This window comes from Streptomyces genisteinicus (assembly GCF_014489615.1).
In the GTDB taxonomy this organism is placed as follows: Bacteria; Actinomycetota; Actinomycetes; order Streptomycetales; family Streptomycetaceae; genus Streptomyces; species Streptomyces genisteinicus.
Genome location: NZ_CP060825.1, coordinates 3,495,745 through 3,517,748 on the forward strand (window position 1 = coordinate 3,495,745; position 22,004 = coordinate 3,517,748).

Below are 22,004 nucleotides of genomic sequence, written 5' to 3' on the forward strand. Positions count from 1 at the left end.
TCTGAGCGCACCCCGCTGCGCTTAGACTCCCTCAGTGACAGGCCGTGGCCCGAGGGGCAAGATGGGACCGGCCGTCCGCAATACGCAGTAGGTCAGGGAGGACGTTCGTCGTGAGCAGCAGGCCATCCCGAGGCGCTGCTCGCCTCGCAGCCATACTCGACGCCCTTCCGGACGGGCTCGTGCTCGTCAACGCCAACGGCACGGTCGTCAACGCCAACAGCATCGCCCTCGATCTCTTCGAGGCGCCGGGCACGGCGCTGGTGGGGCGGGGCCTGCTCGACCTGGTGCCGGGCTTCGACTCCCGGCTGATCCCCGGGTCCATGCGCCGTCCCGGCTCGTCGGACACCCGCGGGCGCACCAAGCCCGCCCGGATGATCGCGCGCCGCACCGACGGCAGCGAGTTCCCGGTCGAGGTGACGAGCGCGAGCCTGGACGGGCGGGAGGCGTACGACTCGGCCGGCGGATACACCGGCGACGAGTTGCTGATGCTGGTCGTGCGGGACCTGACGGGGACCGTCGACACCGAGGCGGAGCTGGCCCGTTCGCAGCGGCAGACCGAGATGATCCTGCGCGCCGCGGCCGAGGGCGTGGTCGGCACCGACACCGACGGCCGGGTCGTCCTCGTCAACCCGGCCGCCGCGCAGATCCTCGGATTCCGCGCCAGCGACCTCGGCGGCCAGGAGCTGCACCCGCTGATCCTGCACTCCCGGGCGGACGGCGAGCCGTTCCCGTACGAGGAGTCGCCGCTCGCGGACACGCTCAAGTCCGGGCGCAAGCACCGCGTGCGCGGTCAGGTCCTCTGGTCGAAGAGCGGCGCCAGGGTGCCCGTCGACCTGACGACCGCCCCGGTCCGCGACGGCGACCAGCTGGTCGGCGCGGTGATGACCTTCACCGACCGGCGGCCGTTCGACGAGCAGACCGAGCAGCACGCGGCCGAGCTCGCGGCGACCGAGGAACGGCTGGGCGCCGAACTCGCCGGGACGACCGAGCGGCTCACGGCCGAGCTCGCGGCGGCGGCGGAGAAGCACGAGGCGGAGCTGGCCGACCGGACCGAGCGGTACGCGGCCGAGCTGGAGGCCGGCGCGGAACGCTTCGAGGAGCTGAGCGCGCGGCACGCCCAGCTGACCGCCGTGCTCGGCGACTCGCTCCGCGGCCCGCTGGAGGAACTCCGCTCCGAACTGGGCGCCCTGGCGGCGGACCCCGCCGGGCAGCTGTGGCCCGAGGCGAACCAGATCCTGCACCATCTCGCCGCCGGATACGCCCGGATGACGACACTTGTCGACAATGTGCTCGGCTACCAGCGTCTGGACACCGGCACCGAACGTCTCGTCAAGGCGAACGTCCTGCTCGACGGGATCGTCGCCGCCGGCGTCGAGGGCGCCGTCGAGCTGATCGGCCCCGGACGCGTCCAGTTCGCGGTGCACGCTCCCCCGATAGAGGCCGAGGTCGACGGGGCCCGGCTGGCGACCGCGCTCGCGCACCTGGTCGCCGACGTCGCCGGGGTCGACTCCACCGGCAAGGCACGCGTGGTCCCCGGCGGCGGGTACGTGGACTCCACGATCGTGGTCGCCGCGGCCCAGCGCGGCGACGTGGTGCGGATCGAGGTCCGCGGGCCGTTCTCCGGCGGCGACCCGGTGCACGCACCGATCGTGCGCGGCATCGTCCGGGCCCACGGCGGCGTGCTCCAGACCCATGAGGTGCCCGGGACCGGCGGCAGCGCCTACGTCCTGGAGGTGCCGCTCGGCGAGGGCTCCGGAACCGTGCCGCCCGCACCGGCCCCGGAGACCGCACCCGCCCTGCCCGCCCAGCAGGCGGGCGGTTCCCCGTCTCTGGGCGGCGGACGCCGCCGGGCGCGCCGCTCGTCGACCGACGCCTTCCTGGAGAGCCCGGTCGCGGCCGAGGACCCGGTGGCGGCGGAGCCGACCGGGCGGCGCCGCGCGAGCCGTCCGGACGCGGAGCCGGTCCCGGCGCAGGACGCCCGCGAGGTGTCCGACCGCCCGGAGGGCGGCACGGACGGCGGCACCGGCCGCCGTCGCGGCCGCCCCAGCCCCGCCGAGCAGCCCGGCACGCCGCAGGCGGCCGAAGGCGCCGTGGTGACCGCGGCCGAGGGCGCCGGCGGCCGGGCGGCGTTCGGCGAGACCGTCCCGCCGCAGGGCGTGCCGGTCGACGCGCACGGGCTGGCGGGACCGCCGTCCGGGCGCCGCGCACGGCGCGAGGTGGAACCGGCCCGGGGCCGTCTGCCCGAGCTCGCGGCCGCGGCTCCCGAGGGGACGGCTGCCCAGCAGCCCGCCGGACGCCGGGCCCGGCGCGCGCTCGCGGCCGCGCCGCGTCCCGAGCCCGAGGCGCCGGTCCGCAGCAGCCCGTTCGCGCTCCCGCCCGCGGAGGCCGACCGGGTGCCGGCCCCGGCCGCCGTGCCCGAGGCGGAACAGCACACCGCGGAACGGCACGCCGCCGGACTCCATGACGCCGAACGCCGTGACGCCGAGCGGCACGACGCCGAACGCCATGACGCGGTGCCCGAGGTCACCGGCCCCCAGCAGCAGCACACACCGCCGCAGCAGCACCCCGCGCCCACCGGCAGGCGGCGGGCCGCCGCCCCGGCGGAGGAGACGCCCGCGGAGGGGATTCCCGCACAGGACACCCCTGCCCGGGGCACGGCCCGGACCCCGGCGGCGGACGCCCCCGGACCGGCCACCGCTCCCCCTGCCGACGCCTCGCCGGGCGACGCTCACGCCACTCCCGCGGCCGGGACACCGGCGGGCCGGGACACCGGCACCGGAGCGGTGCGCGTCCCCCCGGCCAGGGTGGCCCAGCCGCTGCCCGCCGAGGAGCCCGCGGCCGACTCGACCCAGGGGCGCGCCTTCAGCGTGCGCACCCTCGGCCAGGGCGTGCCCTTCGCCCAGCACCTCACCCAGCAGCAGAACCAGTCGCTCGGTTCGGGCCGCCGCCGCAAGCTGGGCACCCGCCCGGACAGCGAGCTGCCCGAGGCCGCGGAGCGGCCCCAGCCGCAGTCCGCGCCGGCGCCCGTGCCGGCACCGGCGAAGCCCGCCGCACCGGCACCAGGCGCCTCCCGGATGCCGGTGGACCGCTCGGAGGGACGTGCCTACGCCATAGGGGCGCCCGACGACGGCGCCGAGGGCCCGCAGCCGCTCGACGGCCCCGGGGGAGCGGTGGAGGTCGCCAACCGCCCGCTGCCGCGGCCCGTGGACGACGAGCTGCCGCCCGAGCCGCTCGACAATCCGCGCAGGCTCCTGGTGTGGCCCGCGCCGGACGTCTCCACCCAGCAGGCGCTGAGCGACCGGGGCTACCGCCCCGTGGTCGTGCACTCGCGCGAGGAGGTCGACGCCCAGATCGCCGCGTTCCCCGCGGCGCTCTTCGTCGATCCGCTGACCGGACCGATCACCCGGACCGCGCTGCAGTCGCTGCGTCAGGCCGCCGTCGCCGCCGAGGTGCCGGTGCTGGTGACGGCCGGGCTCGGGCAGGCGACCCGGGAGGCCGCGTACGGGGCCGACCCCGCGGTGCTGCTCAAGGCGCTGGCGCCGCGCGACAGCGAGCAGCATCCCTCCCGGGTGCTGCTGATCGAGGAGCACGAGGAGATCGCGCTCGCCCTGACCGAGACGCTGGAGCGGCGCGGGATGCAGGTGGCGCGGGCGGCGGCCGACGCGGACGCCGTCACGCTGGCCGGCCAGATGCGCCCCAACCTCGTGGTGATGGACCTGATGCAGGTACGGCGCCGCCGGGCGGGCATCATCGACTGGCTCCGGGCGAACGGCCGGCTCAACCGCACTCCGCTGGTCGTCTACACGTCGGCGGGTCTCGACCAGGCGGAGCTGCCGCGGCTCGCCTCGGGGGAGACGGCGCTCTTCCTCGCGGAACGCTCCACGAGCGACGAGGTCCAGGCGCGCATCGTCGACCTGCTGGCGAAGATCGGCACCAACTGACGGCAGCCGCACGGCTTCCGCCGGCTCGACCCGCACCACCGTCGACCCGGCGGCGGCCGCACCGCGGCCCGCCCGACGGCAACGGGACCCGGCGGCCCGAGCCGGGTCCCCGGTGGGAGGAGCAGTGCCGTCGCCGGCTCGACGCCAACGGCCCCTCGTGCCCTCCCGATCCGTCGGGAGGGCAACCTCCGGAAGCGGAACCCGGCGGACCGGCCGAGCCGATCCGGCCGACCGGAGCAGACCCGTCGTCCCCGCGTCCCGTCGTCCCGGCAGCCGGAACGGTCCTCGCCCGGGTCCCGGCACCGCCCGCCGCGGAGACGGCGCACCAGCCGTCACCCGCACCCGCACCCCGGACATGCCGCAGGGACCGGCGGTCGTGACCGCCGGTCCCTGCGAGCGCCTGTGCCGCGCCGCCCGCCCTCCGCTTGGCGGGCAGGGGCGACGCACCCGGGGAGCCGCCGTCGGAGCGGGCGACGCCCCCGCCGCGCGTCGTCAGAGCTGGGTGACGTCGAGCTCTCCGTCCGCGTACTGCCGGCGGATCACCTTCTTGTCGAACTTGCCGACGCTCGTCTTCGGCACCGCGGGCACCACGGCCCAGCGCTCCGGGAGCTGCCACTTGGCGATCTTCCCCGCCAGGAACTCCCTGAGCGTCTCGTAGTCGGCCGTCGAGCCCTCCTTCAGCACGACAGTCGCCAGCGGGCGCTCGCCCCACTTCTCGTCCGGGACGGCGACCACGGCGGCCTCGGCGACCTCCGGGTGGGCCATCAGCGCGTTCTCCAGCTCGACGCTGGAGATCCACTCACCGCCGGACTTGATGACGTCCTTCGCCCGGTCGGTCAGCGTCAGATAGCCGTCGGGGCTGATGACGCCGACGTCGCCGGTCTTCAGCCAGCCGTCCTCGCTGAACTTGTCGGCGGGACGGAAGTCCTCGCCGCCCGCGCCTCCGTAGTACGCGCCCGCGATCCACGCGCCACGCACCTCCAGCTCACCGGCGGACTCGCCGTCCCACGCCAGGAACTCGCCCGCGGGTCCGACCAGCCGGGCCTCCACGCCGCTCGGGAAGCGGCCCTGGGTGACGCGGTACGGCCACGCCTCCTCCTCGGTCAGGCCGGCCGGCGGGTGGGCCATGGTGCCGAGCGGGGAGGTCTCCGTCATGCCCCAGGCCTGGCAGAGGCGCACGCCGAGCTTCTCGTACGCAGCCATGAGGGAGGGCGGACACGCGGCGCCGCCGATGGTCACCTGCGTCATCGAGGAGAGGTCACGGGGGTTGGCGCCGACCTCCGCGAGGAGTCCCTGCCAGATGGTCGGGACGGCCGCGGCGTGCGACGGCCTCTCGCGCTCGATCATGTCGGCGAGCGGAGCGGGCTGGAGGAAACGATCCGGCATCAGCATGTTGATGCCGGTCATGAAGGTGGCGTGCGGCAGACCCCAGGCGTTCACGTGGAACTGCGGCACCACGATGAGCGTGGTGTCCCTGTCCGTCAGGCCCATCGACTCGGCCATGTTGACCTGCATCGAGTGCAGGTAGATGGAGCGGTGGGAGTAGACGACGCCCTTCGGGTCGCCCGTGGTGCCGGAGGTGTAGCACATGGCGGCCGCGCTGCGCTCGTCCAGCTCCGGCCAGTCGTACGTCTCCGGGCGGCCGGCGATCAGCTCCTCGTACTCGTGCACCTGCGCCTCGGTGTCGGCGAGCAGCGAGCGGTCGCCCGGACCGGAGACGACGATGTGCCCGATCGTCGGCAGGTGCGGGAGGAGCGGCGCGAGCAGCGGCAGCAGCGAACCGTTGACGATCACGGCACGGTCGGCGGCGTGGTTGACGATCCACACGAGCTGCTCCGCGGGCAGGCGGAGGTTGAGCGTGTGCAGCACGGCGCCCATGGAGGGGATCGCGAAGTACGCCTCGACGTGCTCGGCGTTGTTCCACATCAGGGTCGCGACGCGCTCGTCGCCTTCGATGCCGAGCTCGTCCCGGAGGGCGTTGGCCAGCTGCGTCGCCCGGCGGCCCGCCTCGGCGAACGTGCGGCGCTGCGGTTCGGGCTCTCCCGTCCAGGTGGTGATCTGCGACTTCCCGTGGATCGTCATCCCATGCTGAAGGATGCGGGTCACAGTCAGCGGTACGTCCTGCATGGTGCTCAGCACGGCGTCCTCCCGGTGGGCGCTGGCGCTACGGTGCGACAAGGTGGGAAGATTCTGCGCACATACCGAGCGGTATGTCACTACCCAGGGGTAATGAATCCCCGCACATCACGGAACATCGCCCTTCGTCCCGCCCGCAGCCCCACGCCTCGCCCGGCCCTTCGCCCCGCCCCGCGCCCCGTCCTCCGGATGGGCACGCCTCGCCGCGCCGCCCGGCGCCGTGCGCTCCGGGCCGTGCGCTCCGGGCGGCGCGACGGCGTCAGCGGACCGGCAGCAGCTCCGGGTCCTCGCGCAGCTTGCCGAGCGCCCGCGAGACGGCACTCTTGACCGTGCCGATCGAGACCCCGAGCACCTCGGCCGTCTGGGCCTCACTCAGGTCCTCGTAGTAGCGCAGCACCACCATGGCCCGCTGCCGGTCCGGCAGCTTCATCACCGCACGCCACATCGCGTCGTGCAGCACCCGGTGGTCCGCCGGATCGGCCACCGGCAGCACCCGCGGTTCCGGCAGCTCGTCGCAGGCGAACTCGTCCACCTTCCGCTTGCGCCACTGGGACGTGCGGGTGTTCACCAGGGCGCGGCGCACGTAGCCGTCGAGTGCCCGGTGGTCCTCGATGCGGTCCCACGCGACGTACGTCTTGGTGAGCGCGGTCTGCAGCAGGTCCTCCGCGTCGCTCGGGTTCGCGGTGAGCGACCGTGCGGTGCGCAGCAGTACGGGCCCCCGCGCCCGTACGTACGAGGAGAAGGAGGTGTAGCGCGTGTACGACGACGGCACGGGCGCGGCGGCCTGGGAGGCGTACGTACAGACTGGCGTGGTCATGGCTCCACGCTAGGAGCGGGAGCGCCGCGGGGGATCGGCCCCAGGGACCGAAGCCGTGTCCCCCTCAGGTTGTAGGGCCCGGGGGTGCCGCACCTCCTGAAGGTGGAGGCCGCCCCCGACGCTCCCCGACGCCCTCCGGCGCCCACCCCGGGCCCCCCGGCCCCCCGCACGGCACCCGCCCGGCGCGGGAACCGGCCCCGCCCGCGGGCGCCGCCGCACCCCCGGCAGGGCCGCTCGCGCCCCTCCGCGATCCCCCCGGCCCCTGCCTTCTCCGCCCCTTCGGGCAGGCGCCGTTCCCCCTCACTCCCCTCGGGCCGGTCCAGACTCCCCCGGCCCCTCCTCACCCCCTCGGGCCGGTTCTCACTGCGCGGAGTGCGGCCCTCCGCTGTCGGCCCGGGCCGAGGCCGCGAGCCGCGCGCGGCGCGTTGCCGCGACGGAACGGGCGGGATGGATACCGGTCATGTCGCCTCCCTGAAAGCGGTACGGAACTCCGTCTCCCGGCCGGCCGGTCCGGGTGCGGTGCACGACGTCGCGGATCAGAGCTGCCCACCGAAACCCCGGCGAACCGTACGAGCCGGGGCGATTCGCTCGCAAGCGTGAGCGCATCCCCGTAAACCTCCGGATTCCGCGCGGGGAGCAACCCCGGCACCATCTGCGCCACCTCCCCCTCCGGCCGAACACCCCCTTCCCTTCTTCGAACGCGTGTACGAAAATGGAGTCATGGCCATCACCGCCCGGCAGACCGCCACCCTGGCCCTCGCCCACGCGCTCACCGCCGCCGAGCGCGGGCTCCCCGTCATCCCGCTGTCCGCCAACAAGCTCCCGGCGCTGCGCTCCCCCCACCGGGGCGAGCCCGAGCCCTTCGCCTGCCGCGGCGAGTGCGGCAGGCCCGGTCACGGCGTGCACGACGCCACCTGCGACCCCGCCGCCGTCCGCGCCCTCTTCGCCGCGGCCCCCTGGGCCACCGGTTACGGCATCGCCTGCGGCCGCTCCCCGCACCGCCTGATCGGCATCGACCTCGACGTCAGGGCGGAGACCGACTCGACGGCCGAACTGCGCCTGCTCGCCCTGGAGCACCTGTTCACCGTCCCGGAGACCGTCACCGTCCTCACCCCGAGCGGCGGACGCCACCTCTGGCTGACCGGCCCGCCCGGGGTGACCGTCCCCAACTCCGCGAGCCGGCTCGCCCCCGGCATCGACGTCCGCGGCAGCGGCGGCTATCTCGTCGGACCGGGATCCGTCACCGCCCACGGCGCGTACCGCCCCGCCCCGGGCACCGAGGGGTTGCCTCCGGCGCCCTGTCCGCCCGCGCTCCTGCGTCTGATCGCACCGCCCGCCCGCCCCCGGCACGCCGCTCCGCGCTCCGGCGACGGACACGCGCCACCGACCGCCGCACAGGGGCAGGGCCTCGTCCAGTTCGTCCTCGCCGCACGGGCGGGGCAGCGCAACACCCGGCTGTTCTGGGCCGCCTGCCGCGCCTACGAGCACGGCTTCGGCGACGCGCTCGCCGACGCGCTCACCCGGGCCGCGGTGGTGGCCGGGCTCCCGGAGCACGAGGCCAGGGCCACCATCGCGTCGGCGGCGCGGCTCACGGCCCGCACCCGCCCGTGACATGGATCACAAAAGCCGTCGCACGATCAGAGGCAACTGCACCCGATCATCCGGTTCGTCCACCACGCGCCCGGTCCGCCCCGACCGGGGCCGTGGCAATCACCTTCCACGTCACGCATAACCGGTCATACGATCACCCGGCAGTCATGCGTGAGTTGACGCCGCATCGGCTGCCTTCCGGGGCCCGACCAGCTCCGGACCCGTACCGCGCTGCTGTTCTGTGCCCGGACCCAGAAGGTGCCTTCGTGAAACTCCGCCGCATCCTCGCCACCGCCGTCGTCGCCGCCGTGACCACCCCGGCGGTCCTGTTCACCGCCGGAACGGCGCTCGCCGAGACCGGCCCGGCAGAGCTCCGCACCACCGTCCGCGACGCCGCGACGACCGCGGACGACGACAGCCCGTCCCTCGACGAGCTGCGCAAGGCCGCCGAGGAGGCGCGGAAGGCGTACGACGCGGCCCTCGCGCGCAAGGCGACCGCGACCGAGCTCGTCGAGGCGGTCACCAAGGACGACCACCCGCTCGCCGTCGCCGCCGCCGACGCCCGCAAGGAGGCCGAGGCCGCCAAGAAGGCCGTCGAGGCCGCCGGCACCGCGCTCGCCGACGCCGAGACCGCTCTGCGCGAGCTGCCCGGGACCGCCACCGACGAGGAGAAGGCGGCCGCCGAGGCGAAGGTCGCGGAGGCGCAGAAGAACCTCGCGGAGGCGGGCACGGCCTCCGACGCCGCCCAGGAGAAGGCCGGGGCGGCCGCTACGAAGCTGGAGGACGCCCGGGTCGCCGCCGCCCGCGAACTGCACCTGGCCACCGTCGCGCTCGCCGACGCCCTGGCGGACAAGGAAGCCGCCGACGAGGCGCTCGCCGACGCCCTGGCGAACCAGGAGTGCGCCGTCGACGACGACCTGACCTCCGTCGCCAAGGGCCTGCCGGAGAAGATCACCGCGGGCACCTCGGTCGACTTCACCGTCACCGTCACCAACGGCACCGGCAAGACCCTCGACGACGTCAACCCGTTCGTCTTCTTCCACGCCACCACCGGCGAGGACTACGACATCGTCGACGAGCACTTCACGCTCGAGTGGGCCGGGGAGGGCTCCTCGGACTGGGCGGAGGTCATCGAGGGCACCTACGCCGGCTCCGTCGGCCCGCTGAAGCCCGGCGCCGCCGAGGACGTCAAACTCCGCCTCACCGTCGGCGCCGAGGCCCCCGCCGGCGAGGGCACCGCCTACATCGCCGCCGACTACGACAACGCGGACGGCTCCTGCGGCGGCAACCTGCTGACGGAGTACGGCTTCGACCTGCTCGCCGCGGGCGGCCCCGCCCCGACCCCGACGCCGTCGACCGGTGGCACCACCACGCAGACCACCACCGTCACCCCGCAGGGCGGCACCAACGGCACGCTGGCGGCGACCGGTTCGTCCTCCGCCCTGCCGCAGCTGACGGCCGCGGCGGCCACGGCCGTCGCCCTCGGCGCCGGCGCCGTCCTCGTCGCCCGCCGCCGCAGGACCGTCTGACCCTCCGGAAGCACGCCGGATCCGCGGCGGCCGCCTCCCGGCGGCGCCGCCGGGGCGGCCACCGACCCGTGCCCGGGGCCCGCGAGCACCCGCCGGGCCCCGCGGCCGTGTGCGGCCCGGCGCCGTCCGCTCACCTTCCCTGCCGCGGCGGCAGGTTGTGCCACTCGTGACCGCACCCGCCGGCGCAGTACAGCGTGCGCCGGCGGGTGTCGGCGATGGCGAAGAGGGCGACGAGCAGCCGGAACGACTTCGTCAGTTCGTGGGCCGGCAGGGATCCCATCCCGAACCGCCACTTCGCGAGCATCACCGCGGGCGTGTGGGTGGGCCGGATGCCCGAGCGCCTGATGCTCTCGGGCACGTCCTCCTCGCGCGCCCGGGCCTGCCGGCAGAACAGCACCAGGTGGTGCAGGACCTCGCGCCGGCCGGCCTCCGTCAGACCGCCGAACCACGCGACGCCCTCGTCCATCGTCCGTGCGCCCTGGGCGAGTTCGTTCACCACCACCTCGCTCGGATGGAGCACGGCGACCCCCTTCGTACGCTCTGTGCCGAACCCGCGCCGCACGCACAGGCCTGCGCCCGGCCGCACGGCACGGACACGGACGCGTACACGGACACGGCCTCCGACTGGGAATCCCGGTCGGAGGCCGTTCACGTGCAAGCGGTGGGTGTGGGATTTGAACCCACGGTGACTCGCGCCACGACGGTTTTCAAGACCTTTCACGGGTCGGACTGGATCATCGCTCCCGCGCTGGTCAGCCGTGTGAAACCGAACGACCACCGCCATAGCCGTGCTTGCCGTGCCCCCCACGTGCCCCACCAGTAGGTAGTGAGCTCAACTTGAGAAACCAACGGAGCAATCGCAAGCATCAAGAACTATCAAGGCGAGATGGAGAGAGGGTAAGCCCCAGACTCTACCCAGGCCCTCGTGAACCATTTTCCGATTATCGTCAAACGCCATACATCTACTGGGCAGCTATCGATTTCCAGTTTCGACGGCTCGCAAATTTCCATATACCCATCCGCTTGCAAAAATCTGAGGCAAGCCCGCCGGGACGCTGGATGCTTAAAGTACATACCCTCGCGCCGGGAAAAAACTTGCAACCAAAGACACTCCGTTTGAGTATATCTTTCATTAACCCAAGCGAGGCGGGCCTTGATTACGCGCAGATCATGACTTGGAATTCTTCCGGCCGTATGCTCGTGATGGTGTGCAGCGCATGCCCGGAGAAGATTACCGAAGACATCAGGGCCACCTTTGGACCGATCCCAAATGTGACAGTTCTCTTGCGCAGGCATCCGGCAGGCAGCGAAAGGGCACACCCCTCCCACCTCAAGTCGCAGATCACGCTCTAATGCTGCAGGAAGTTTGGGTCGTGACTCGCTCACCCTAACCTCCACTACCATGATTATCGATAACTACTTCCATTCCAGCATCCTCTTTCCGTGAATCACAGCAGCCGCGGACCATGAACAGGCACTGCAACGCTCAAGCCACGCGTATTGCGAGGCATCTTTTGCTGCCGTCTCCGTCATTCTCCGGAAATTATGACGTTCTCGAACGCGACCACACGGGGAATCAGCGGAGTGATAGATAGTCAAGTCTGGACCAGGTGTCCAACGAACCAAGCACGGAATCTTTCCGCTCTCTCTCGCCAGCTTCGCTGCTCGCCGAGCGATCTTATGCAATTTTTCATTTGCTTCAGCGTGCAGAAGAAGCACCTTCGAATGAGCCTCTTCAAGAATAGTCGCCCGTTCTAGCTTCAGGCTTTGGAAAACATCGTCGCCACTCACCACGAACCCCTAACTCCCTGCAACTCCATCCACATATTAATACCGCGATCCCTCGCCTCCACGAACCCAGATGTCAAAAATTTTCGGACTGTGCCTATTTTTGATCGCAACATCACGCGGAACAGTGTTTCTGGATCGATAGAGCCTTTATTTCTTCAGGGCGGATCCACTTGATTCACCTGATGGGTCATCAGCAAAGCGGCTCCTGACCGCTGTCCTGGTCAGGAGCCGTACTTCCATGTTCGAGCGTTCAAGCTCAGCAGCTTGACACCCGTAACTTGTGACAGGTCAACGACGTGCGATAGCGCCAGCAGGCCCGTCGCCTTCGTCGTCGCGTCTACTTCATTCCACTCGCTCGTGATCGTGCCCGCCAAGCCAGGAGTCCGCCGCTTCGGCGACCTGTTCGTCACGAACGGCGACGGGCCGTGCGTAGTGCCGGGTCGTAACGCTCGCGTTCGAGTGGCCCAGCCGGTGTGCAGCCGTCATCACGCCGTACTGGTCGGCGACCCACGTCCCGTGCGAGGCGCGGAGATCGTGCGGCGTGACGTCAGTGAGCCCGGCCGCCGCCACGGCGGGATCGAAGTACGCCTTGCGCCACTGGTTGTAGCGCAGGGGCTTGCCGCCAGGCGTGACGAAGAGGAGAGCGTCCTCTCCGTTGGGCAGCGTCCCCAGGTGCCGGCCGATCCGCGCCGCGAGTGACGGCCCGATCCGCAGGACCCGCTTCTGATGGGACTTGGGAGTGTCGAAGACGAGAGTGCCGTTCGCTTCGGCCAGGTTCTCATTGACGAGGACCAGGCCGCCGGACACATCGATGTCCGCTCGCCGGAGCGCGAACGCCTCACCGACCCGCAGACCCGCGTAGGCGAGCAAGGAGATCAGCAGGTCATGCGGTTTCGTCGCGCTCCGCACAATCCGTGAGGCTTCCAGCGGAGTGAGGATGTGCGGCTCGGTCTGCGGCATGCGAGGGAGCTTCACGCCCCTGCACGGGGTCTGCCCGATCATCTCGTTGCTGACGGCCGCCCGCATGATCTGCGAGAGCACCCGGTAGGCCTGCCTGACCCGCGAGGCGCTGAGACCACGGGTCCTCATCGCACCGACCCATTCGACGATGGTGATAGGCCGGAGGCTGGAAAGCTCACGGTCACCGAGCGCCGGCACGATCAGCGAGTTGATCAGGGATCGGTACGACGCCTGTGTCTTGTGCTTGAGCTGCGGGGAGACCGCGGTGAGCCATCGTGCCGACCAATCGCGGACGGTGGTCTTCCCCTCAGCGGGGTCGAGCCAGCGGCCCTCCTCCATCTCGATGCGCTTTCGTGCCAGCCAGCGGTCGGCGTCCGTCGTTGTCGCGAACGTCTGATCAGCGGCTCGCAGCACGCCGTCAGGCCCCGGATACCGAGCCTGGAACCGGCCGGACGGCAGCTTCCAGATCCGCCCGAAGGTGCGTCGGGACTTACGCTTGGCGGCCATCAGGCGGCCCTCCGGTACGAGTACGCCGCGGCGGGCCGCAGGACGATCGGCGCCACCGTGTGAGCGCTGACGTACTCCTCCACGGCACTCTCCGGGATGCGGACGTGTCGGCCGACCTTGACGAACGTGATGCGGCGTTCCTCGATGAGCCAGCGGGGGAAGCGGAGACCGGTGCCGAGACGTTCGACGACCTGATTCACGGTGAGCAATCGATCCGCCACGGTCACCACTCCCCCTCGCTGGCAGTGCGTTCCTTCAGCGCGTCGCGGGCGGTCTTCGACGTTGATGCGCTGCTGGGTACGGATGAGGCGGTAGACGTCCGCCATCCGCGCCACGAGTGCATCGAGGATTTCGGCAGCGGTGTCCGGGCTGTCGGCCAGCGCTGAGAATCGGCGCGCCAGCGGGAAGAGTTCGACCCCCTGCTTGCAGTCGATGCCGACGAGGGCGACGTCCAGAGGAGCAAGGCCGGCGACCAAGTTGCGTTGGTAGACGGACTTGCCGGACTCCGTGGCGCCGAGGGTTAGGGCGTGAGGTACCGCGTGGTGGTCGCGGTAGTGCACCGACCCGTCTTCCCGAAGGGCGACCGGTACCCGCATCGCCCGGGTCTCCGTCTCAGCAGGCATCTGCACCCGCTTGAGCACGTCGTATCCGGTCATCCGCACCTCGACGACACCGGACCGCACCTCACGCGCGGTCACGCCGAACATCGAGAACGAGTGCCGAAGCCGGTCCGAGGCCGCAGCGATGTCAAAGACGTCTTGCCCGGGACAGAGCTTGAGTCGGAGGACCAGGCCGGTGCGAGTCGGCCACAGTCGTCGGATACGCGGTGGGCGGGGCTCAGGTATCGGCTGGTTGGTGGCCCGAGCCAGAGATAACCGCCACCGCGCCGGCGGAACGGTCAACCCGCACGCCTCCATGACCGAGCGGTATCGGACCAAGACCCGCAGCGCGGCCAGGGTGACCCCGAAGGCCAGCCAGTACCAGGCGGGCCGCCGCCACCGCAGGAGACCCGCAGCGGCGACGACCAGCACCAGAGCGACCGTGAAGGCGGTCATGATCAGGCTGCCGTCGACCCTGCGGTGGCGACGTCGGCGAGCGAGGTGACCGCGACCGCGCGAAACGCGATGCCGCTCGGCGGCAGCTGGCATGAAGTGGGGAGACACTCTCTGTGGCTGGGGCGGCCGGCTCCACGGCTTTAGGCAGCCACTTTGGGGCGAGCCTCTAAAATCATGGCCCCAACGTCGTGCTTTACGGGCAGGTCCACAGGCTGCCCGACTCGCCATCAGCTTACGGGGCCATGATCACTCGCCCCAACGCAGCTCCAGCCCAAAGCCGCTCCGCCGGCCTTGCTGTTCAGCTCGCCGCGCCTTCGGTGAACACCTCCTGCAAGCGATAGCACTCACCCCCAGCAATGTAACCAGGCACAACAACGAAACTCACATCGGAATCAGGATCGCAGTTTGACCAAGCCTGTTGCCTGGTGGCATCGATGGGCATCCCAGCGGTGAACTCGTAGTCCCATACGAACTCAATTCCGCGACTTCTCGCTGTGTCGAGAATTTTTTTGACTTGCAAAGCCGCTTGACCTGCAGTCTGCCATACCTCATCGCCCTTTCGGGCTCGCAATATTCTGCGAGCGCGACCCAGCTCCACCCCTGCAGGGGCCAGATAAGCCGAGCACATTTTCCCCATAATCTGAGCAAGACGCTTCTTTTTGCACCCGTTTCGATGTGTGTGCTGAACTGCCGTATATGAGAGAGCCAGCAGTTTCTGCCCAACGAACGTGCCGATCTCATCAGCGAGTACGCGATGCACTTCATCGGCGGCCCCAGTTAGATCGTCTCTGGTGTAGGCCAGCTGAGCAAGAAGGTCGTGAACCTTCTCACTCAAATCGCTCACCCGCGAATCGAGGTCGGTCAGTCGATGCAAAATCATTTCCAAGATCGCATCATGGCTCACGTTAGCCGAAGCCGAATCGCGCATAGGCTCTTCTCTCCTAGAAGAATGCGGATAATCAAGTCACCGGCGTGAAATCAAGATGGGCAGTAACAAGCTTACCTGTTTTCGCGACAACCGCCATGACCTTGATCTGGACCTCGCCAAAGACAAACGACAACCTGACCGCTCGCTCGCTGCGAGGAAGGTGCATAGCGTCCGAGAGGTCGACCGTAAGGTTGCCGATCAAGTTGCAGCCCGTATCCGTCACGTAAGTTGGATTATTCGATGTAGAGCTGTAAATTTTGAAGGCAACTTCCTTCTGGTCTTCATAAAGCGGATGGAAGGTATGCGTCACCAACTCGTCCACCGGAACACTCTGCCCAACCTGCACGTATCGCGAAAATCGGTTATCGCAACGCCGCTCGCCATCAGGGAGAGTGATCAGGTAGCCCGCAGGGTCAATGCCATCACGGAAAGTACTGGCTGCTTGGCATCCATACGTGTACTTAGTGCGTCGTGACTTAGTCTGCGGATCGTAGGTGTAGTGCACGGCGCCAAGGAGAACAGCAACCTCGGGATTGGGGGGCACCAATACATCGGCCCTCCCCTCCAGGTGCTCCTGCAGCCGTTCTTGCAAGTAGGGTGAATTACCGAAACCCCCAACAAGAATCACTAGCTCTTTGCCTGGGGCATTCCTTCGCTGAACACGCATTTCTTCCAGCTGCTTATCTACAAGCGACAAGATTCCGGGGACTACGGTCTCGAATATACCCCTGGCTTCCTCTGCCGTGACGACCAGAAAGTCAACGATCCCGTCCTGGCTCTTACTCAGTGACTCCCGAGCAGTCCCATCAAGAAGCCGATCAAGGGCCGCTGGAATCGGAAGGTAGATGTCGTCATCGTCTAGCTTCGTGATGCTGACTTTGGCCTTCTCCCAGGAGTCCAGCAGGTCAATCACTGAAGCTGGGGAGTGGGCTCCAATTTGATCGACAACATCGTACGATCCCAGTCGCTTCGCCAAGATGCGCTCAAGAAATGCCTGATTTACATACTCAGACCCGAACTTCCCCCCGCATTCGCGCCCTATCTCTTCCAGTCGGTTCCGTGCGTCGGTTTTATAGGCGGTTATATCGACAGTTCCGCCGCCACAGTCGGCGACGAGAAATCGAGATCCGCGTGTCATCAAAGAGGGGCGACGACCGCTGGTATTAATTGTTCGAACCCCGGACACCCTGGCGTGGTAAGCGGCAGCTTCCGGCTCAATAACTAGTTGAAGGCGCTTTTCATTATCAGGAAATCCGGCAGCTACGGCGGCCTCCCGCATCAACTGCTTCTGGTATTCATCCCAAATCGCGGGAACTGTTAGGCACCAGCGCACTTCATCGCTCGAGTAGCCACTCTTTGAGATTTCCTCCATGGCCGTGGAGTGCATTTTCTGGAGGAAGATGGTGACTAGCTTTTTAGACTTCTCGTGTCCTAGACGTCCGCCTGAAATTTCTTCACTCTCGGGCTTCTCATCTGTCGACAGAGACATCTTGAAGCCGAGATGAAATTCATAGTCGCCCGATTCCCCTCGCGCGGATAGTGCAGCCCATCTGCGCCGAGCCTCATAACCCCACGCCACTAATTCGCCGTCAGGAGACAACAGAAGTGCACTGAGGTTTTTCGGATAGGGAGTTGGGTGATTCGGCCACCGGGTCCGAAACCAGACCTGTCGCCGCTTGGGATCTTTATGACGCTCGTCAATAGTGGTCCAGGCGAAACCTGTACCGTGAGTGCCGAAGTCGATCGCCGCGATAATCCTTTGCTTCTTCATCAGCTCCCCCACCCGAAATTTCGAAGAATAGCCCTGCGTGCGGCAGCCTCCAGAGCCAACCGGGCGCGGTTGGCCTCGTCGGGGAGTCCGAGCGTGTCCAAGACTTCAGCCAGTCGTCGAATTGACTGGGTGGCAGCGTGCGCTGTACCAGATTCCGTCGCAGCTAGAGCCTGAGAAGCCGCAGAAATCGCCTGGGCTCGAAGTCCCACATCAAGGTAAACACTGGCTTGTCCGACGCGCGCGGAGACAATGTCGACTCGGCCCCGTTCCAATGCCACTTCGAATGATGCTGCAAGCCCGGCAGCAATAACTCGTCGCTCAGAATTCAAAGCTACAGGAATCAGGGTATGCAGCCTTGGGATTCTTCCGTACTTGACCAGATGGAACCATTCAGCGATAAGACCAGCCGTGATTGCGGTGGAACCGCCCAGTTCATCTTCAAAAGCAAGGATACTGTCTGAATCGGGAGGGTTTTGTTGATTCACTCCGGGAAGTGGGACCGGCGGAAAGTTAACTTGCACGGAACGCAACTCCGGCGAGTCGACTATATTCCAGGCGCAAAGAGCAGGCCAAACTCTACTACTGGACTGAACCTCCCCGTAGACGAGGATTACAGGAAGATCTCGCAACGCTCTCTGAATGTGGAGAATGTCCACATCTGTACTTATTAGTGGCCGCTTAAGGGCCCCGTCCAATGAAACGAGATCGCTTGACCAGGGAGACTGAAGCCACTTCCTTCTTATGGCGACACGAAAGGAATGCGGCCCGTCAGCATTCTCTTGTCCACTCAAGTTGTCGCGAACGAACGGCGCTACCAGAAGCGCAGGTACTTCCCCACCTCTTGTGGCGTCGTGCACAAGGGCGTAGAAATCATTACTCGTATAGGAGAAAGGAGCTTCCGTCAGGTCGCGATCCATCTTGTCTTGGATCGCTTTGACTTCGATTCCTATACGGGCCTGGCGCCAGTCGCGCTCAATCTCGTAGGAGTGGTCAATGGCGGCCTCATGGACTCTATCCCGAGCCGCCTGGGATTCATTCTGCAGTGTCCTTTGCTGCGCGTTGCCAGCCTCGAGTTCGCGCAGTTGGTGAAGCAACTCTTGTTGGTCGCGAAAGCTGCCGTCCTGCTTGATCTTGTAAAGCGTCAGCAGATTGCCACTCAGACTGGACAAGCCAGTGAATAGACCCGCAGATACCAAGGATGAGCCCCCCACTCTCATTAGTTCCGACCTAGCGTACAGTGCGACGCAGATACGTTGAGGCGAACGACGACACTTCCAGCCTTCTAGCGTATTGCACCTTTTGGGTGTTTTATAGGAATTATTGCGATTCAGTCGAGGGTGCCCAAAGATCTGTCCGACGCTGGCGGGCTGAGGGTCAAGGTCGAACGGCAACGGTCTTCTATGAGGGATCGCCGGCCCCGAGTGCCTGCCACATGTGTGTCGAACCTCGGTCGGTGAAACCTTGAGTAAGGAAAGAGCAGCGTTCAGGCGAGGTTTGCCCGTCGTCTCGCTAACGACTCTTCCAAGCGGGCCTGGGCCGTCCCTGGCCGTCCGAGATCGACCAACGCCGACAGTCGGCACCCGTCGTGGGTGACCACCTCCACCCCGCTATGGGCTGGGATCCGGCGATGATCTGCCACACTGGACGTGTGTATGCCTGCATCCGGAGAACTGAGCTGATGTGTGTTGATCCCACGCACCGGGAGTCGCACCAGGTGTGTGTCTAAGTGCGTGACAACGCGCACGAACAAAGGCGGACATGCACGGATATCTGCGGACTATCAGCGCAGGTGAAGGGTCTCGGGCCCAAGATGGCACACCAGCCCAAGTTGCTTCGGGACGAAGCAGTCTTCCAGGCCGTCCAGGGTTGACGGAAGTCAGCCGGCAAAGCCAGAGGCCCACAGCACCTGATCTGGTCAGAGCCATGGGCCTCTCTTGCCGTGCAGGTCGGCGGGCTGCGGATCAATAGGCGGACTCACACGGATCGCTCGTTGCCAGGAGGCGACCGCGGCTCGTTGCGATGCGGACGACGTCTCGCAGAGCCCGGTCAGCTCTGTGATCAGGCACCGCATCTCGTCGAGCGACGTGCCCCTGCCATCGAGAGCTTCTGTGGCCTCCTCCAACAGTTCGCCTGCCGTCCCGAGTTGGATCGCTTCGATGCTGTCCGCAAGGCGGGACATGTAGCCGTCCGGATCGTCAGTGCTCAGGTAGCGGGGCTTGTCCCCGGATCCCGACCACGGGAGGAGCCGAAGCTCGATCGGTGTTGTCATCCTTGGGTTGGCCTCTCGTTGAGCACGTGGTGGGCGGTGAAGACGGCGTCGACTCGGTCTCCCGGGAAGGCCAGCAGCGCGGCTTCAACGACGCGACCGGTGGCGTCGGTTGCGATGCGCGTGATCGAGAGAACGGCCATGCTGCTTCCGAGCCGGAGTGCCGACGCTTCGTCTGGGGTGGGAGATCGGGCGCAGACCGTCTCTCGGATGGTGGCCGGCGACGGGCCGAGGACGGCGAATCTCGTGGCTGCCTCCCGGCACGCGGGGTCGTCGTCGAGGACTCCGGCCGGGGCCAGGTCGCGCGGGATGTAGATGCGGGCCAGCCCGTGCGGTGACCCGTGTTCGAGGCTGAGGCAGGTGTACTCCGCGAGAGGACTGCCCGTGGGCACCTTCAGCAACGTCGTCAGATGCACGGAGGCCGGAACCGTAGTGCTGCGAACCGTGATGTGCAACGTTGGCTCAGCGGCGGTCCAGGGGTCCAGCGTGCCCCAGCCGCCGACGTACATGATCTTGCGACGCGGGTGACGGACGTAGTTGCCCTTGCCGTGGATCTTCTCGACGAGTCCTTCGCCCTGGAGCACGGCGAGAGCACGTCGCAAGGTCACCGTGCTGACCCCTGACCCTGTACCGGGCGGCCAGGCCGGCTTCGGACGGGAGGCGTTCGCCAGGCTTGATGCTGCCCGTTGTGATCTGGTGGCGTAGGTCGTCTGCGATGTCGTGATGGCGTCGGTGCACGGAGCGGGTCACCGCCTTCTCAGCAGTCGCAGAGCGGTGAGCCGGGTGCGGGCGTGTATGGCCAGCAGTTCGCCCGACTCGAACACCAGTTGCTTGGCCCCCTGGGGGAGCTGGAAGAGGTCGCTCACTCGGCAGGCCTGACCGCCGAGTTGGATGATGTCGCCCCGTTGCAGGGTGGTCGCAGTGACTTCGACGGGGTAAACCAGTGCACCGCCGGGGGCCGGGGCCCTCACGCCATCACCTTCTCGGGCACGGACGGGTCCGGGGTCGGATGGCACGGGCAGATGCACACCTCGTAGATCACCGGTACGTCATCCGTTCTCGCAGGTGGGGACGGCTCGATGCAGGAGTGATGCGTCCCGATCCAGCAGGCGATCGAGCGGTAGGGGACGGAAGCTGTCCCCGTCGGGTGCGGTTGTCGGCGAGGAGGCATCAGTGGGCTCCCGCGAGGGCCGACCAGGCATCGGCCGGCAGGTGCGGGGCGACGAGCACTGAGCGCGTCCGTGCACGCTGCTCTTCCCACGCCAGCAGGTACGGCCGGACAAGCGCGACGTCCTCTCCCCTCAGCGGGTATCGGTGGACCGTGCCGACCGGAGTCCGTCCCGGGGCGACGGTCGAGGGGTCAGCGGGCGCGGGCCAGGTGAGAGGGGCCAGCGGCCGGGAGGGCGTTAAGGGGCGGCGGTGCCGGCCGTTGGGGAAGCATCGCGCTCTGGTGCGCGAGATGGCTCGGCGGATACGGTTGAGCATGCTGTTCAGCTCCTATCGCTGATAGCCCGGTCCCCCGACGTCGCCTGTCGTGGGGACCGTTTTACGTACGACCGCCCATAAGGTGCGGCCGTTCAAGCTGGTGGCCACGAGCCCGAATCGATCGGCATCGGCCACCGCGTCCAGGACCTCCCTCCATGCATCGCAGGAGCCGGTACCTCTGCCTCGACCGTCGTGAACCGGGTGTCCTCCTCCACGCGCGGGTGGAGGCCAGCGGCGGACAAGCGTTCGGCGATAGCCGCCGCGGTCACTCCCGAAGCGGACACAGTGCACCCTCCGTTGCCAGCGATCACTTTTGGTGACGCTAGTTAACTAGATTAGAGCTAGTGGACTAGATTTCCATATGTCTGAGCAACCGCCGTACCTCCGCATCGCCGACGAACTCCGGCAGCGCATCGCGGAGCACGTCTGGGAACCGGGTGACCGTCTCCCATCCCGCGCCCAGATCGGCCAGGAGTGCGGCGTGGGCGAGAACGTGGTACGCAGGGCACAGGAGTTGCTGATCTCCCAAGGCGTGCTGGAAGGCCGGGCCGGATCGGGGACCTATGTCGCCGAGCCCCGGGAGCGCGTGAGAGTCGTCCGGTCGTCGGCACGTGAGCAGCCCAACGGGTCCCCGTTCCGCCAGGACATGAAGGCCCTTCGCCTACAGAGCGACTGGGAAAGCCGGACCGACGCGAAGGTGCCGGCCCCGGCGGAGATCGCGACGCGGCTCGGGATCGCCGAAGGCGAGCCGTGCGTGCGGACGACGTACGAGTTCCTTGCGGACGGAAAGCCGGTTCAGGTGTCGACGAGTTGGGAGCCGTACGCCGTCACTGGCGGAACCCTCGTCGTTCTTCCCGAGGGAGGGCCCCACGCGGGGGCCGGGGTCGTGAACCGCATGGCCGAGATCGGAGTCACCATCAGCCACGCGGTGGAGCAGCCCGAACCGAGGCACGCGACCGCCGAGGAAGCATCGCTACTCGGCATCCAGAAAGCCGCGCTCGTGACGCACATCCGGCGGACGTACTACAGCGACGACGGTCGTCCCGTGGAGACAGCGGACATCGTGGTGCCTGCAGCGCACTGCGAGATCGTCTACGAGATCCCGATCAACCGCTGACGAGCTGTCCCCGGCAGCTCCGAAGCCATGGCCCAGCCGTGCCCCCCGCGTGCCCCTTCCGTGCCCGACAGAGCGGGAAACCAGGGGGAACAGCGGTGACCGGCAGGGAGC

14 protein-coding genes and 4 pseudogenes are annotated in these 22,004 nt (G+C 68.1%); 4 read left to right on the top strand and 14 right to left on the bottom strand.

Translation table 11 applies throughout. From position 1 onward, the window contains the following. Window positions 1-110 precede the first annotated feature (110 nt). Complete coding sequence (locus tag IAG43_RS15265; RefSeq protein ID WP_187741272.1) at window positions 111-3,941, top strand: PAS domain-containing protein; 3,831 nt, start codon at window positions 111-113, stop codon at window positions 3,939-3,941. Between the two features lie 492 nt (window positions 3,942-4,433). Here the strand turns inward: IAG43_RS15265 and IAG43_RS15270 are convergent, their stop codons facing one another. Further along, window positions 4,434-6,080, bottom strand: coding sequence for a long-chain fatty acid--CoA ligase (locus tag IAG43_RS15270; protein WP_187744481.1), 1,647 nt, complete (start codon window positions 6,078-6,080; stop codon window positions 4,434-4,436). A 256-nt stretch (window positions 6,081-6,336) separates the two neighbouring features. Beyond that, window positions 6,337-6,894, bottom strand: a complete 558-nt coding sequence (locus IAG43_RS15275; protein WP_187741273.1) for a SigE family RNA polymerase sigma factor — start codon at window positions 6,892-6,894, stop codon at window positions 6,337-6,339. A gap of 720 nt (window positions 6,895-7,614) precedes the next feature. Between IAG43_RS15275 and IAG43_RS15280 the strand changes: the two genes are divergently transcribed. Together IAG43_RS15280 and IAG43_RS15285 are read left to right on the top strand one after the other, a co-directional pair. Continuing rightward, on the top strand, window positions 7,615-8,505 hold the full coding sequence (locus IAG43_RS15280) for a bifunctional DNA primase/polymerase (protein WP_187741274.1): 891 nt from the start codon (window positions 7,615-7,617) through the stop codon (window positions 8,503-8,505). Between the two features lie 245 nt (window positions 8,506-8,750). Further along, window positions 8,751-10,013, top strand: coding sequence for a COG1361 family protein (locus tag IAG43_RS15285; RefSeq protein WP_246574359.1), 1,263 nt, complete (start codon window positions 8,751-8,753; stop codon window positions 10,011-10,013). Between the two features lie 130 nt (window positions 10,014-10,143). Here IAG43_RS15285 and IAG43_RS15290 read toward each other — a convergent pair whose 3' ends face one another. The 12 genes and pseudogenes from IAG43_RS15290 to IAG43_RS34495 all read right to left on the bottom strand — a co-directional run bounded on the left by IAG43_RS15290 (window position 10,144) and on the right by IAG43_RS34495 (window position 21,060). After that, entirely contained in the window at window positions 10,144-10,533 is a 390-nt protein-coding gene (locus tag IAG43_RS15290; protein ID WP_187741275.1) for a DUF5958 family protein, read from the bottom strand. 1,613 nt (window positions 10,534-12,146) lie between these two features. Then, on the bottom strand, window positions 12,147-13,271 hold the full coding sequence (locus IAG43_RS15295) for a tyrosine-type recombinase/integrase (RefSeq protein WP_187741276.1): 1,125 nt from the start codon (window positions 13,269-13,271) through the stop codon (window positions 12,147-12,149). Further along, on the bottom strand, window positions 13,271-13,501 hold the full coding sequence (locus tag IAG43_RS34485) for an excisionase family DNA-binding protein (RefSeq protein ID WP_246574744.1): 231 nt from the start codon (window positions 13,499-13,501) through the stop codon (window positions 13,271-13,273). The genes IAG43_RS15295 and IAG43_RS34485 overlap by 1 nt, the downstream gene beginning before the upstream one ends. 36 nt (window positions 13,502-13,537) lie before the next feature. Further along, window positions 13,538-14,326, bottom strand: a pseudogene (locus tag IAG43_RS15300) (FtsK/SpoIIIE domain-containing protein); the annotation flags it as partial. 298 nt (window positions 14,327-14,624) lie between these two features. Further along, window positions 14,625-15,254 (bottom strand): hypothetical protein, encoded by a 630-nt coding sequence (locus IAG43_RS15305; protein WP_187741278.1) that lies wholly within the window; start codon window positions 15,252-15,254, stop codon window positions 14,625-14,627. A gap of 31 nt (window positions 15,255-15,285) precedes the next feature. After that, entirely contained in the window at window positions 15,286-17,037 is a 1,752-nt protein-coding gene (locus IAG43_RS15310; RefSeq protein ID WP_187741279.1) for an Hsp70 family protein, read from the bottom strand. Continuing rightward, a complete protein-coding gene (locus tag IAG43_RS15315; protein WP_187741280.1) occupies window positions 17,025-18,194 on the bottom strand; it encodes a hypothetical protein in 1,170 nt (389 codons plus the stop codon). Before IAG43_RS15315 ends, IAG43_RS15310 begins: the two co-directional genes overlap by 13 nt. Window positions 18,195-18,986: 792 nt before the next feature. Continuing rightward, window positions 18,987-19,294: pseudogene (locus IAG43_RS15320) on the bottom strand (hypothetical protein). Then, window positions 19,291-20,041 (bottom strand): annotated as a pseudogene (locus tag IAG43_RS15325) (GntR family transcriptional regulator). Before IAG43_RS15325 ends, IAG43_RS15320 begins: the two co-directional pseudogenes overlap by 4 nt. Further along, entirely contained in the window at window positions 20,038-20,262 is a 225-nt protein-coding gene (locus IAG43_RS15330; protein ID WP_187741281.1) for a hypothetical protein, read from the bottom strand. Before IAG43_RS15330 ends, IAG43_RS15325 begins: the two are co-directional and overlap by 4 nt. Window positions 20,263-20,461: 199 nt before the next feature. Further along, window positions 20,462-20,776, bottom strand: coding sequence for a hypothetical protein (locus IAG43_RS35195; protein ID WP_246574361.1), 315 nt, complete (start codon window positions 20,774-20,776; stop codon window positions 20,462-20,464). A gap of 12 nt (window positions 20,777-20,788) precedes the next feature. Further along, window positions 20,789-21,060, bottom strand: a pseudogene (locus IAG43_RS34495) (hypothetical protein). Between the two features lie 77 nt (window positions 21,061-21,137). Here IAG43_RS34495 and IAG43_RS15335 point away from each other — a divergent pair. Next, on the top strand, window positions 21,138-21,893 hold the full coding sequence (locus IAG43_RS15335) for a GntR family transcriptional regulator (RefSeq protein WP_187741282.1): 756 nt from the start codon (window positions 21,138-21,140) through the stop codon (window positions 21,891-21,893). Window positions 21,894-22,004: the final 111 nt, after the last annotated feature.